This window comes from Streptomyces sp. NPDC006296 (assembly GCF_040613235.1).
Taxonomy (GTDB): Bacteria; Actinomycetota; Actinomycetes; order Streptomycetales; family Streptomycetaceae; genus Streptomyces.
Genome location: NZ_JBEXRT010000009.1, coordinates 44,846 through 57,674, shown reverse-complemented (window position 1 = coordinate 57,674; position 12,829 = coordinate 44,846). Strand labels below are relative to the sequence as shown.

11 protein-coding genes are annotated in these 12,829 nt (G+C 75.2%); 1 reads left to right on the top strand and 10 read right to left on the bottom strand.

Features of this window, described 5'->3' with window-relative positions; translation table 11 throughout:
- Positions 1-34 precede the first annotated feature (34 nt).
- The 4 genes from ABZ172_RS08790 to ABZ172_RS08775 form a co-directional block, all read right to left on the bottom strand.
- A complete protein-coding gene (locus ABZ172_RS08790) occupies positions 35-472 on the bottom strand; it encodes an ATP-binding protein (RefSeq protein WP_356881657.1) in 438 nt (145 codons plus the stop codon).
- A 236-nt stretch (positions 473-708) separates the two neighbouring features.
- Positions 709-1,113 (bottom strand): (deoxy)nucleoside triphosphate pyrophosphohydrolase, encoded by a 405-nt coding sequence (locus ABZ172_RS08785; protein ID WP_356881655.1) that lies wholly within the window; start codon positions 1,111-1,113, stop codon positions 709-711.
- Between the two features lie 41 nt (positions 1,114-1,154).
- Positions 1,155-1,337 carry an SPOR domain-containing protein gene (locus ABZ172_RS08780; RefSeq protein WP_356881653.1) on the bottom strand — a complete coding sequence of 61 codons (183 nt, stop codon included), beginning with the start codon at positions 1,335-1,337 and terminating at the stop codon, positions 1,155-1,157.
- A 340-nt stretch (positions 1,338-1,677) separates the two neighbouring features.
- Positions 1,678-2,430, bottom strand: a complete 753-nt coding sequence (locus tag ABZ172_RS08775) for a GntR family transcriptional regulator (RefSeq protein WP_356881651.1) — start codon at positions 2,428-2,430, stop codon at positions 1,678-1,680.
- Positions 2,431-2,764: 334 nt separating this feature from the next.
- On the opposite strand from ABZ172_RS08775, the gene ABZ172_RS08770 reads away from it, so the two are divergent.
- On the top strand, positions 2,765-5,350 hold the full coding sequence (locus tag ABZ172_RS08770; RefSeq protein ID WP_356881649.1) for a discoidin domain-containing protein: 2,586 nt from the start codon (positions 2,765-2,767) through the stop codon (positions 5,348-5,350).
- A gap of 45 nt (positions 5,351-5,395) precedes the next feature.
- Here the strand turns inward: ABZ172_RS08770 and ABZ172_RS08765 are convergent, their stop codons facing one another.
- The 6 genes from ABZ172_RS08765 to ABZ172_RS08740 all read right to left on the bottom strand — a co-directional run bounded on the left by ABZ172_RS08765 (position 5,396) and on the right by ABZ172_RS08740 (position 12,606).
- The gene (locus tag ABZ172_RS08765; protein ID WP_356881647.1) at positions 5,396-6,043 is read right to left on the bottom strand and encodes a TetR/AcrR family transcriptional regulator; all 648 of its coding nucleotides are present in this window, start codon (positions 6,041-6,043) and stop codon (positions 5,396-5,398) included.
- A gap of 114 nt (positions 6,044-6,157) precedes the next feature.
- Entirely contained in the window at positions 6,158-7,678 is a 1,521-nt protein-coding gene (locus tag ABZ172_RS08760) for a bifunctional 3-(3-hydroxy-phenyl)propionate/3-hydroxycinnamic acid hydroxylase (RefSeq protein WP_356881645.1), read from the bottom strand.
- Complete coding sequence (locus ABZ172_RS08755) at positions 7,675-9,573, bottom strand: AMP-binding protein (RefSeq protein ID WP_356881643.1); 1,899 nt, start codon at positions 9,571-9,573, stop codon at positions 7,675-7,677. The genes ABZ172_RS08760 and ABZ172_RS08755 overlap by 4 nt, the downstream gene beginning before the upstream one ends.
- Positions 9,570-10,529, bottom strand: a complete 960-nt coding sequence (locus ABZ172_RS08750) for a fumarylacetoacetate hydrolase family protein (protein WP_356881641.1) — start codon at positions 10,527-10,529, stop codon at positions 9,570-9,572. The genes ABZ172_RS08755 and ABZ172_RS08750 overlap by 4 nt, the downstream gene beginning before the upstream one ends.
- Positions 10,526-11,665, bottom strand: coding sequence for a VOC family protein (locus tag ABZ172_RS08745; RefSeq protein WP_356881843.1), 1,140 nt, complete (start codon positions 11,663-11,665; stop codon positions 10,526-10,528). The genes ABZ172_RS08750 and ABZ172_RS08745 overlap by 4 nt, the downstream gene beginning before the upstream one ends.
- Complete coding sequence (locus tag ABZ172_RS08740; RefSeq protein WP_356881639.1) at positions 11,665-12,606, bottom strand: MBL fold metallo-hydrolase; 942 nt, start codon at positions 12,604-12,606, stop codon at positions 11,665-11,667. Before ABZ172_RS08740 ends, ABZ172_RS08745 begins: the two co-directional genes overlap by 1 nt.
- Positions 12,607-12,829: the final 223 nt, after the last annotated feature.

Below are 12,829 nucleotides of genomic sequence, written 5' to 3'. Positions count from 1 at the left end.
GACCTCCGGTGATCGCTGTGTGTCCCTTCCACTCCTAACCAGGCAGGGCGAGCTCGAACCACACGGTCTTGCCGCCGTTTCCGCGCCGGGTCCCCCAGTGGCGTGCGGAACAAGCCACGAGCTGCAGTCCACGACCGCCCTCGTCCTCGGGTCCGGCCGTGCGTTCGGTGGGCGGATCCGGAACCGGATCGGAGACTTCCACGAGCAGTCCGCGCCCGTTCGCGCCGCTGCGGGGCCCGGATCCGTCGGGGTGCGGCCGGACGAGCCGGACGCCGATGGGACCGGAGGCGTAGCGCAGGGAGTTGGTCACCAGCTCGCTGACGAGCAGGACGGCGACGTCCCCGACCGCCGCGTCGAACCCCCAGGAGTGCAATGCGTCACGTACCGCGTGCCGGGCGCCGCGCACGGAGCCCGGCACCGCCGGGAAGCTCCACTCGGCTCGATCGCCTTCGGTACCGGTCACGCCGATCACTTCCCGGGGCGGACAGCGGGGACGCACCCTGCACAGAGGGTCCAATCGGCACATTCCCGATATGGAGCGCAACCTACCTCACGCGGAGGTGTGCGGGGCGTACGGTCCGTACACGCACGGGCCGCACGGCGGCTCAGGGCGCCGCGCGGGGGCTCACCCCGGGCGTCGGGCCCGCCGCTCGCGCCGCGGCCCCGGGCCTCCGCCCGCGCACCCGGGCCCGTGATCCGTCCGCACGCTCAGGCCCGCGATCCGTCCCGCAGCCGGCGCACGGCCTCGGCCACGGCGGGGCGGTCCTGGTCCAGCCAGTCGACGGTGTCCGTCTCGCCGGGGGCGAGCCAGCGCAGGTCGTCGTGGTCCTCCAGCGGGCGGGGCACGCCGGACAGCAACCGGACCGTCCACACCCGCAGCACCAGGCCGGGCCTCAGCGGCCACTCGCCCGGGAGCCGTTCCAGGGGCTCCGCCTCGACGCCGAGCTCCTCCCGGAGCTCCCGCACGAGCGCCTGCTCGCCGGTCTCCCCGGGCTCCAGCTTGCCGCCGGGCAGCTCCCAGCGCCCGGCCAGCTCCGGCGGGGCGCTGCGGCGGGCGGCCAGAAGCCGCCCGCCGTCGAGGACGGCCCCGGCCACCACCACGGAATCACTCATGGGCCGGAGCGTAACGGGTGCCCCCTCCCCCGCCGGAGCCCCTACGGGCGCGCGCTCCGGGTCGACCGCTCCACCCAGTAGAGCTGCTTGTGGCCGTGCCGGTCGAGGCCGTCCGCGATCTTCTGCGCCTCGTCCTGCGTCGCGTAGCGCCCGACCCGATACCTGTTGCCGTTGTCGTCCTGCCTGATCACCAGCCAGGGGAGCACGGCGCCGCTGTCCGTCATGACGTTCCTCCCCAGCATCCCGCCCCTTTCCCCCGTGATGTGCCCGCCTCTAAGGATCCCCAGGAAACCGCAGTACGCATATGCCCGAGCGTACGCCCGGCCTTCACCCAGTGGATGTATGTTCACACAAAGAGACACGCATCCGGCCAAATCAAAGGGGGCGCACTCGCGTGAGTGCGCCCCCTCGGCGGACCGCCGCGGTCAGGCTGCCGGTGGCCGTACGACCGGAGCGGGCCGACTCCCCGTCACCGCGCTCCCACGGGCGGCGGAGCGGGAGCCGCACCTGCCCCGCTCCGACCGCCCCCCTAGGCCGCTGCCGACGCTCCGAACACCCCGGCGCTCACTTGACCGGGAGGTGGTAGGCGATCCGGTACCGGTCGGCGGGGACGACCACGTCGGCCGTCTCCACCGCGAGCCCGGAGGCGTAGTACGTCCGCCCGATCACCATCACCGCGTGGCCCGGGACGCCGCCGAGCGTCAGGAGTTCCTCCGCCAGCCCCGGGCGCGCCCCGACCTCCTCCGCCACGTTGTCCACGACGACACCGATCGCCGCCATGCGGTCGACGACACCGCAGCCGCCCAGCGGCCCCTCCTCCGGGAGCATGACCGGGGTGCGCCCCGTGACGGCCAGCGGCTCCCAGGAGGTGGAGAGCATGATCGCCTCGCCCGCCTCCCGGAAGACGTACCGCGTCCGCATGACCCGGTCGCCCGGCTCGATCCCGAGCCGCTCGGCGGTCTCGGCGCTCGCCCCCTCCTGCTCGCTGCGGGACTCCCAGGTGCCGTGCGCCCCGTCCGCCGTCTGCTCCTGCCGGAACGGGCTGGCCCCTGCTCCGGGGCGGTAGCCGGAGCGGGCGATCCGGCGCGGGACCGGACGCGGGCGCACGTACGTGCCCGAGCCCGACCTCCCCTCGACGAGCCCTTCGGCCATCAGCACCTTGCGCGCCTCCAGGGCCACGGTGTCCGAGACCCCGTACTCCTCGCGGATGCGGGCCTGCGACGGCAGGCGGGTATGGGGCGGCAGCGCGCCGTTGACGATCTTCTCCCTGAGATCGCTCGCCACGCGCAGATAGGCGGGCTGCTCACCGAAAGGCACAGGCCACTCCCAACAGGTTGACAGACAGCAACAGCCTGGCAACGGTGGGTTGAGAACCGCAAGCACGGGCCAGAGTTTCACCCGAAGTGATGATTTCGCGTTCACCAGGGCATACCTGGATCAGGTATGCGTCCGGCATGTACCGGCGGGCCGCACCGAGCCGCCCCCGGCCGTGTGATCCGGCCCGCACGCCGGCCGTCACCCCCGGCCCTCACCCACCCGACGGATCAGGGGTACGGGGCCGTGCCGCTGTCCGGGGGCGGGGGCCCGGCCGCTCCGCCCGTCCCGCGTGCCGTTCCCGCGCCGGGCGCTCCCCGCTGCCTACCTTCGTGCGGTGAGACTCACGCGCACCTCCGCTCTCGCGCCCCTGGTCGCCGGCGCGCTGCTCGCCCCGCTGCCCCCGCCGTCGTACGCCGCGGCCCCCGTCCCGGACACCGTATGCGGCAGGACCGGAGCCCCCTCCGACCCCTCGTGGGAGCCGACGTCCACCGCCTTCGGCGAGGCCCGCGGGTACGACCCCTACGTCGGCAACGGCTATCTGGGCCACCGCGTCCCGGCCACCGGCGCCGGATACGCCGCCACCGGCGACCGGACGGGCTGGCCGCTCTACACGCCGCGCTTCGACGGGGCCTTCGTGTCGGGGCTCTACGCCCGGGACCCGGACCTCGCCGAGGGCCGTGACGTGATCGCCGCGCTGCCGTCCTGGACCACGCTCGACGTACGGGCCGGGTCCGAGACGTACGGCTCCGCCACCCCCGCGGGCCGCGTCTCGCGCTATCGCCAGACCCTCCACCTGCGCTGCGGCGCCGTGGTCACCTCGCTGCGGTGGACCACGGCCGACGGCCGTGCGACCGACCTGACCTACGAGGTGCTGACCGACCGCGCCGATGTGCACACCGGCGCGGTGCGGCTGCGGATGACCCCGCGCTGGAGCGGGACCGCGACGGTGACGGGCCGGCTCGACGGGCGCGGGGCGCGCCGGATCACGACCGCCGCAGACGGCACCTTCCGCACGCTCGGCACGGGCACCGAGGGGGCGGTCGTCCAGCGCGGCACCGACGGCGCCCGCACCGTCCGGGTCCGGGCGGACCGGACGTACGCCTTCGAGAAGTACGTGGGCGTCGACACCTCCCTGACCTCGCGCGATCCGCTCGCCTCCGCCACCGCGGCGGCGGAGCGCGCGGCGGGGCGCGGCTGGGCCGGGGTCGTCGCCTCCAACGCCGCCGCCTGGCGCCGGGACTGGGCGTCCGACATCAGGGTGCCGGGCAGTCCGGACCTCCAGGCCTGGCTGCGCGCCGCGCAGTACGGGCTGCTCGCCGGCACCCGGCGCGGCTCCTCGGACAGCATCTCCCCGGTCGGGCTGACCAGCGACAACTACGCGGGCATGGTGTTCTGGGACGCCGAGACCTGGATGTACCCGGGGCTGCTGGCCACCCGGCCCGAGCTGGCCCGCTCGGTGGTCGAGTACCGGTACCGCACCCGGGACGCCGCCCGGGCGAACGCCGCGGAGCTCGGCTACGCGGGCCTGTTCTACCCCTGGACGAGCGCGAGCCGGGGGCGGCTGGACTCCGAGTGCCAGAGCTGGGACCCGCCGCACTGCCTCACCCAGAACCACCTCCAGGGCGACATCGCGCTCGCCGTCTGGCAGTACTACCTGGCCACCGGGGACCGCGCCTGGCTGGCCGGCCGGGGCTGGCCGCTGCTGAAGGGCATCGCCGACTTCTGGGAGTCCCGCGCCACGGCCGGGGCCGACGGCAGCTACTCGGTGAAGAACGTCGCGGGCCCCGACGAGTACAGCAACGGCGTCACGGACGGGGTGTTCACCAACGCGGTCGCCGCCACCGCGCTGCGCGCCGCCACCCGCGCCGCCGGGATTCTCGGCCGCCCGGCACCCGCCGGCTGGACCCGGGTCGCGGACGGGCTGCGCATCCCCTACGACCCCGAGCGGAAGATCTACCTCCAGTACGCCGGGTACAACGACTCGACGCTCAAGCAGGCCGACACGGTGCTGCTCCTCTATCCCCTGGAGTGGCCGATGCCGGAGGGCGCCGCCGCGGCGACGCTCGACCACTACGCGGCCCGCACCGACCCGGACGGCCCCGCCATGACGGACTCGGTGCACGCGGTCGACGCCGCCGCCATCGGGGAGCCCGGCTGCTCGGCGTACACGTATCTCCGGCGCTCCGTGCGGCCGTTCGTCCGCGGCCCCTATCACCTGTTCTCCGAGGCCAGGGGGGAGAAGTCCGGCGCGCAGGATCCGCTCTCGGGCTTCCCCGCCGAGGACTTCCTCACCGGGAAGGGCGGCTTCCTCCAGGTCTTCACGCACGGTCTGACCGGCCTGCGGCTGCGCGAGGACGGCGTACGGCTCGACCCGCTCCTGCCCCCGCAGCTGCGGGCGGGCGTGGAGCTGACCGGGCTGCGCTACCGGGGCCGTACGTACGACGTCGCGGTGGGCCCCCGGACCACCACGGTCCGGCTGACGCGGGGCGCCCCCTTCACCGTCCACACCCCGGCGGGCCCGCGCCGGCTCTCCGGCACGCTCACCCTGCCGACCCGCCGCCCCGACCTCGTCCCGACCTCCGACGCGGCCCGCTGCCGTCCGGCCACGGCGAGCTCCGAGGCCCCGGGGCTGTACGCCGAGGCGGCGGTGGACGGCAGCCCGGCGACCTCCTGGTCACCGGACGGCGCGCGGGGCAGCCTGACGGTGACCCTGGGCCGGGTGACGCGGATCGCCTCGCTCACCCCGCACTGGACGGACACCGCTCCGGCCGCGCACGCCCTGGAGACCTCCCTGGACGGCCGCACCTGGCGCCCGTACCGGCAGGGCGACGCGGCGCGCCGGGTCCGGCTGACCGTGGAGTCCGCGGACGCGGAGAAGCCGGTGGGGGTGACCGCGCTGAACGTCACCGCGGGCGGGTGACGGGCGCGGGGTCCGGCCGCCGGCGCGCGACCGCGGCGGCCGGGCTCAGATCGACGTGACCGGCGGCTCGCCCGCGGGGAGGGGCAGTTCCACGATGCGGTGCGCCTCCGCGTCGTCCATGCCGAACATGCGCAGCACGTTGAGCACGGTCCGGTCGGCGACGTCGTCGACCGAGACCTCCGGATCGACGTGGCACAGGTGCATCGCGGCGACCAGGCACCCGGCCGTGCAGGCGAGGGCCACCTCGACGTCCTCGGTGGTGAAGCGGCCGGCGGCGAGGGCCGCCTCGATGTCGCGGCGCGCGTGCGGCGCGTGGCCGTACGGCGCGGCGAGCAGGGCGCGCCCGCCGTGCATCAGCACCCGCGCCATCCGGGGGCGGGTGCGGACCAGGCGGCCGGTGAGCCGCATGGACGTCGCGAAGACCTCGGCCGGGTCGTCGACGTCCGCCAGCATCCGTTCCAGCCAGGCCGCGTGGGCCTCCAGCGCCTCGGCGATGGCGGCGTCGAGGAGCTCGGTCTTGGACGAGAAGTGGTTGTAGAACGACCCGAACCCGACGTCGGCCGCCTCCGTGATCTGCTGGATGCTGACCTCGAAGTCGCCCCGGTCGGCGTAGAGCTCCTGAGCGGCCTCGATCAGGGCCGCGCGGGTGCGCAGCTTGCGTCTCTCTCCACGTGAGGCGGGGTGCTGGGGCATGTCCGGAATCGTATCCGGGCCGGCGGTCCGCTCAGTCATCGCCATCGGGTCTCCGCTCGTCGGCGTGCGGCGCGCCGCCGGTGCGGCGGCGCCGGGCGGCCGCGGCCGCCGCGCTCATCGGTGCACTCCCCCGGGGCCGGCCGCGCTGACGACGCGGTCGGGGTCGACCCTGACCCATACGACGCCGGCCTCGCGCAGCCACCGGGCGAGGTGGCGTTCGCCCTCGCCGCCCTCCGGGGCGACGGTCAGCCAGGCCGACGGCGAGGCGTCGGGGACGGCCGCGAGGTCCACACCCGGGAGGGCGACGACGACCGTGCGGTCCCCCAGCACCCGGTCGACCAGCAGCGGCTCGCCGTCCGGCCCGGTCAGCCGGACCAGCGGGAGCAGCGCGCCGCGCACGGTGCGGGGGGTGCGCCGCGCGATCCGGGGTCCGGGCACGAGGGCGGGGGTGCGGCTGTCGAGCAGGGTCCGGCGCACCGTGCGGGAGCGGGCCAGCGCGGGCACCAGCCGGCGGCGCGCCAGGGAGGCGGCCCGGCCGCCGCCGGTCATCAGCCGTCCCATGCCCCTGGCCCGTCCGACCATCGTGGCCACATGGGGTCTGCGCTCGGCCTCGTAGGAGTCGAGGAGGCCGGGTGCGGCGCGCCCCCGCAGCACCTCGGCCAGCTTCCAGGCGAGGTTGTGCGCGTCGCGCAGGCCCGCGCACATGCCCTGGCCGATGAAGGGCGGGGTGACGTGGGCGGCGTCGCCCGCGAGGAAGACCCGGCCGACCCGCCAGCGGTGTGCGACGCGGGCACGGAAGGTGTACTCCGCGCACTTGAGGACGGACAGTTCGTCGTCGGGGACCGCGCGGACCCACGGTTCGATCAGCCGGCGCAGCGCCGGGACGTCCGCGAAGTCGTCGGCGCTCTCGCCGTCGAGCAGCCGGAACTCCCAGCGGTAGCGGTCCGGGCCGATGCGCATGTACGTGCCGGCCCGGTGCGTGTCGCACACCTGGTGCACCCCGTCCCACGCGTCGAGGCCGGGGGCGCAGCGCACGTCGGCGACGATCCAGCGCTGTTCGAACCCGAAGTCCTCGCTGCTGACGGAGAGCTGGGTGCGGACCGTGCTGTTGGCGCCGTCGCAGGCGATCAGGTAGGGGGCGCGCAGGGTGGTCACGGTGCCGTCCGGGCGGCGTACGCGGGCGGTGACCGAGGCGGGGTCGGTGGTATCCAGGCGCAGCAGTTCGTGGCCGCCGAGGAGTTCGACCCGGGGGAAGCGCTCCAGGTTGCCGCGGAGCAGCCGTTCGAGGTCGGGCTGGTCGAACATGTTGGCCTGCGGAAGCCCGGCGGCCGTGGTCCGCTCGCGGGTGAAGGTGGCCAGTTCGCGGTGCCGGCCGTCGACGAGCCGCAGGCCCGCGGCGGGCCGGCTGTGGGCGGCGAACTCCTCGCCGACGCCCAGTTGGTGGAGGATCCGGTAGACCTCGTCGTCGAGGTGGACGGCACGGGGCAGCGGGTACACGGCGCGGTGGCGTTCGACGACGGCGACGCGCAGGCCGCGCAGGCCCAGCAGGGCCGCGGCCGCCAGGCCGGTGGGGCCGGCGCCGATCACGACCACGTCCCAGGGGCCGGTGCCCGCGGGGGTTTCGTCGGCGGTCATCGGTCCTCCTCCTCGGTGCGGGTGCGGACGTCGACGTCGTGGTCCCGCAGGACGGCCCGCGCCGCCTCCGTCCCGGTTCCGGTCCCGGTCAGACGCACGGTCAGCCGGCCGTTCTCGTGGGCGGTGTCGAGGCGGACGCCGTCGATCCCGTGCGCGGCGAGCTCGTCCCGGAAGTGCCGGGCGGCGGCCATGGCGCGCAGTGCGGGCTTGTACGGTTTGCCGATCCCGGTGAGCGGGATCGCGTCGAGCACGGTGACCGTCCGGGGCCGGGCGGCGGGTTCGCCGATGTGCCGGCCCGCCCAGGCGGTGAGTTCCTCGGCGGTGGCCGGCGGTCCGGTGAGCACGACGAACGCCACCGGGACCTCGCCCGACGTGCGGTCGGGACGGCCGACGGCCGCTGCCGCGCTCACCGAGGGGTGGCCGAGCAGGGCGTCCTCGATGACGGCGGGGTCGATGTTGTGGCCGCCGCGGATGATGAGGTCCTTCTGCCGGCCGCGCAGGTGGACCCGGTCCTCGCGGACGAAGCCCAGGTCGCCGGTGCGCAGCCGGCCGTCGACGACGACGCCGTCCCGGGACACCCGGCGACGGCCGCCGTCCCGGTGCACGTACCCGGCGAACACGGTCGGGCCGCTGATCACCAGCTCACCGGTCTCCCCCTCGGGGAGCACGCGCACCCGGCCGTGTGCCTCGTCGACCACGGCGGCGGCCACCGTCTGGTAGGGCAGCCGCTGTCCGGCCGCACCGGGGTGCACATGGCCGGGCAGGGTCGCGGAGGCGGCGCAGGTGCCCTCGGTGAGCCCGTAGCCCTCCAGGAGTTCGCGTCCCGTCGCCTCGGCGAAGGCCCTTCGCACCCCGTCGGGCAGGGGTGCGGCGCCGACGACCGGGAGCTCCAGGGAGCTGATGTCGGCGTCGACCGGTACGGCCGAGAGGTACGCGTAGACCGTGGGCACGGCCGACATGGCACGGGGCCGGTAGTGCTCGACGAGCCGCCAGAACGACGCGTACAGCTGGGGGTCGCGGTAGCCCAGCGGGCCCGGCCAGATGGACCGTTCGCCGGTGACCATCGGCGCGAGCACGGTCACCAGGAGCGCGTTGACGTGGAACAGCGGCAGGCCGGCCACGATGCTCCCGCCGGTGCCCGCGCCGCCGGCGAGGGCGAGGCTCCACGCCATCACGGCCTGGTTGCGATGGGTCTGGGCGACCACCTTCGGGGTGCCGGTGGTGCCTCCGGTGTGGAAGAACGCCGCCAGGTCGCCGGGCTCCGGCGGCGGGGCGGGCAGCCCCGCGGGGGCGGCCGGGCCGCTGTCCACCAGGTCGTCGAGCCGCAGGACGCGGAGCCCGGGCCGTGTCCCGGGGCCGGACCCCGTACCGCGGTCGCCGCTGTCCGGGGACAGGGCGACGAGGGTGTCGACGCCGAGGTCCGCGGCGCCGTCGAGGAGCCGCTCCCACAGCTCCCCGTCGAGTTCGGGTCCGGCCGCGACCAGCACCCGGGAGCCGGTCAGCCGCAGGATGTCCGCGACCTGGCGCAGGTCGAGCGCGGCGTTGACGGGTGCCGCGATCCCGACCGCCTCGGCCGCCAGGGTGGCCACGAGCAGGTCGCCGCAGTTGGGTGCCATCAGCGTGACCGCGTCCGCGCGCCGCACGCCCAGGCCGTGCAGGGCGTGGGCGACCGCGTGCACGCGGTCGAGGGTCGCGCCGAAGGAGAGCACCGTGTGCTCCTCGACAGCGGACGGGTCGGGGATCCACAGCGCGCACGGTGCGCCGGGCCACCGCCGGGCGGCGCGCACGAGCAGCTCGTAGGTGGTGAGCGCGAGGTCGCGGTCGGCGAGCGGGACCCGCTCGATGGCGTGCAGGTCCGCGGGTCCGGTCAGCGGCGGCAGTCCGTCCCGGGTCACCGGGCCGCGCTCCGCGCCGGTCCGCGGACGACGTTGGTCTGCCGGCCGAGGTCGATGCCTCCGAAGGGGTCGGTGATGGTCGCGGCGATCACGTCGCCGTCGGTGAGGTAGTGCGGGTTGTCCGCCTGCCGTTTGAAGAACGCCCGCCACTTGACCGCCGGCGGCAGCAGGGCGCCGATCTTCTCCAGCACGGGTCCGGGGGCCTTCAGCGCGGTGCCGCCCGGGGTGCCGGTGAGCACCAGGTCCCCGGGGTCCAGGGCCTGGAAGCGGGCGAGCAGGGTGAGCGCGCGGGCGGGCTTGACGATCATGTCGGCCACGGTGCTGTCCTGGCGGATCTCCCCGTTGACGCTCAGGGTCAGCCGCAGCCGTTCCAGGGCGGCGAGTTCACCGGCGTCGACCAGGGTGAGGTACGGGCCGACGGGGGTGAAGGTCGGGTAGGACTTCGCCTCGTAGAACTGCGTCCGGGTCAGCTGGATGTCCCGGGCGCTGACGTCGTCGGTGAGGACGAGGCCGGCGACGGTGTCGGCCAGGTCGTCCTCGGTCACCACGGTGCCGACCTCGATCCGGCGTCCGACGACCAGGCCGAGCTCGACCTCGTGGTCGAGGAACCCGACGTGCGCGGGGCAGCGGACGTCGTCGGTGGGGCCGCAGACCGAGCCGGACGCCTTGCGGAAGAAGGCGGGCGGGACCGTGTCCGGGTCGAAGCCCGAATCGCGGGCGTGACTCCGGTAGTTGACCATCTGGGCGACCACCCGGGCCGGCACGGTGACCGGGGACAGCAGGGCGGTGTCCGCCACGCGGGGTCCGGCGGGGTCCGGGGACCCGGCCGCCTCCTCCACGGCGCGCCGGTCCGCCAGCAGCTCCCGGGTGGTGGTCGCCCCGGTGCTGATCCGGGTCAGCCGGCCGTCGTGCTCGACCCACCAGCCGTCCTCGGTACGTGCCACGTTCGTGCTCATGCCGCCATCGCTTTCGCCAGTGCCTTCAGGGTGTCCCGGTCGATCTCATTGGTGCCGTCGCCCAGGGCTCCGAGCAGGGTGGCGACCATGCCGGGACCGGGGGTGCCGCCGAGGAAGTCGCGGGAGACGGGCGGGCCCCACTGGGCCAGGCCGCTCGCGCTCATGGGGGTCCAGCCGGGCTCGACGGACGCGTCGAAGACGTCGCCGTCGGCGTAGTGCTCGACCATCATCCGGTCGGGGTCGCGCCAGTAGTCGAAGATCTGGCTGCCCTGGACGTGCCGGCCGACGCCCCAGACCCGCCGGTAGCCCCGGTCGGCGAGGTACTGCCCGCCCGCCGCGACCGCGTCGAGGTCGGTGACCTGGTAGGCCGAGTGCACATAGCCGACCCGGGGGCCCAGGTGCATGGCCAGGGTGTGGTGGTCGGCGGGCACCGGGCCGAGGTCGCAGCGCAGGAAGGCCATGGTCGGCCCGCGGTCCCGGAGGGCGTCGAGGTACAGGAAGTCGCTCACGATCAGCCCGAGGGCCTCCTGGTACCAGGACAGGGCGCGCCGGAACTTCGTCGTCTCCAGCACGACGTGCCCGAGCCGCTGCACGGGGGCCGGGGCGCGCGGGGGCCGCTGGACGGCGTTGACGCGGGTCGGGGCGGTGCCGGAGTTCAGCTCCAGCGGGGCGCGTTCGGCCAGCGCCGCGGGCCGGTCCAGCCCTGCGGCGACGCGCACGGGGATGCCGCTGGGATCGGTCAGCCGGACGGCGTGGCCGCCGTCCAGCGGGAGGACGTTGGCCCCGGCCCAGCGGGCCAGCCGGTGCACGTCGGCGACGGACTCGGCGAGGAAGACCGGGCCGGCGAAGCGGGCGGTGCGTCCGCGGCGGACGACCAGGCACGGCTCGGCCGCGAAGGTGCCGCGCAGGGTCAGCAGGTCCGGGGTGCGGTCGTGGACGACGAAACCGAAGTCGCGGGCGAACCGTTCGGCGCGGTCCAGGTCGGGCTTCACGAACTCCAGCCGGCCGAGTCCCACCGCCTTGATCACCGGATTGCGGGCCCGGTCCGGGTGTTCGCCGCGCAGCGCGCCGCGTTCGCCGTGGAGCCCCTGGTGGACGTCGGCCGGGGCGGCCGTGGTGGGTGCGTCGATCTCGATCACCGTCGGCCTCCGTCCGGCGCGGTCACTCGGCCGGAAGCCCCGGACGGGCCGGTCCCGCCGTCCGCGGGGGCGGCCCCCGCCGGGAGGGTGACCGTCAGCAGGTCGTGGCCGACCGACAGCCGGCCCCGGAACCCGCCCCGGCGGACGTCGGCCTCGTAGGCGGCCACCTGGTCCGGGGACGTGGGCTCGGGGATGAGGTGGGTGAGGACCAGGTGCGGTACGCCGACGCGTTCGGCCATCGCGCCCAGCTCCACCGTGTCGGCGTGGTAGCTGAAGATCGTCTCGAACGGCGTGCCCTCGACGAACTCCGCGAGCGCCGAGCTCCGGCACGCCTCGTGGACGACCACGTCGGCCCCCGCCGAGAGCGCCGCGACCTCCTCGCAGACCCGGGTGTCGCCGGAGACGACGACCACTCCGTCCGGGGTGGTGATCCGGTAGCCGACGGCCTGTTCGACCGGCTCGTGGCGCACCCGTACGGCCTGGACGCCGACCCTGCCGCAGGGGCTGCGCCAGACCTCCGCCGGAGTGTCGGGGAGGGCGAACCAGTGCCCGTCCACCTCGGGCGGGGCCTTCTGCACGTGCTGCATCCGCACCTCCACGTCGTAGGCGTTCGCCGTCAGCGCGCGCCGCAGGAAGTCCGGCGCGTGCCCGTCGGCCGCCACCACCGGCAGCGGCCCCGTGCCGTGCAGGTGGTCCTGGACCCAGCGGGTGTGCGCCAGGTCGGCGACGTCGCTGACGTGGTCGCTGTGCAGGTGCGTCAGCAGCAGGGCTGAGAGCTGGTGCGGGCTGATCCCCGCCGCGGTCAGCCGCATCAGCGTGGACCGGCCGGCGTCGATCTGGAGGTGGACGTCGTCGTGGCTCACCAGCACCCCCGGCCCCGCGCGCTCCGCGCTCGGGAACGGGACGCCGGTGCCGGTCAGCGTGACGGTGGTCGTCATCCGCTGGCTCCTCTCGTCGGGTGGGCCGGCCCGGTGGCGGACGGACGCGCGTCCGTCCGATCGAGCCGGCTTCTCCAAAGATGATTGATTTATCAGCTCTGATGTGTCAACCATTATTGAGCAGCAAATCACTCATCGGCATCACGAGGCGGCCCCGGCCCGGCGGCGCACGCCGGGCCGCGGACAGCGGTGCGCTCTCGCGGAGCCGCCGCCCGACCGACCG

What these genes read in the sequence shown, in the direction of transcription:
- ABZ172_RS08765 (WP_356881647.1), bottom strand. Translation starts at nt 6,043, where the DNA reads ATGCCCCAGCACCCCGCCTCACGTGGAGAGAGACGCAAGCTGCGCACC.
- ABZ172_RS08750 (WP_356881641.1), bottom strand. Translation starts at nt 10,529, where the DNA reads ATGAGCACGAACGTGGCACGTACCGAGGACGGCTGGTGGGTCGAGCAC.
- ABZ172_RS08780 (WP_356881653.1), bottom strand. Translation starts at nt 1,337, where the DNA reads ATGACGGACAGCGGCGCCGTGCTCCCCTGGCTGGTGATCAGGCAGGAC.
- ABZ172_RS08785 (WP_356881655.1), bottom strand. Translation starts at nt 1,113, where the DNA reads ATGAGTGATTCCGTGGTGGTGGCCGGGGCCGTCCTCGACGGCGGGCGG.
- ABZ172_RS08740 (WP_356881639.1), bottom strand. Translation starts at nt 12,606, where the DNA reads ATGACGACCACCGTCACGCTGACCGGCACCGGCGTCCCGTTCCCGAGC.
- ABZ172_RS08760 (WP_356881645.1), bottom strand. Translation starts at nt 7,678, where the DNA reads ATGACCGCCGACGAAACCCCCGCGGGCACCGGCCCCTGGGACGTGGTC.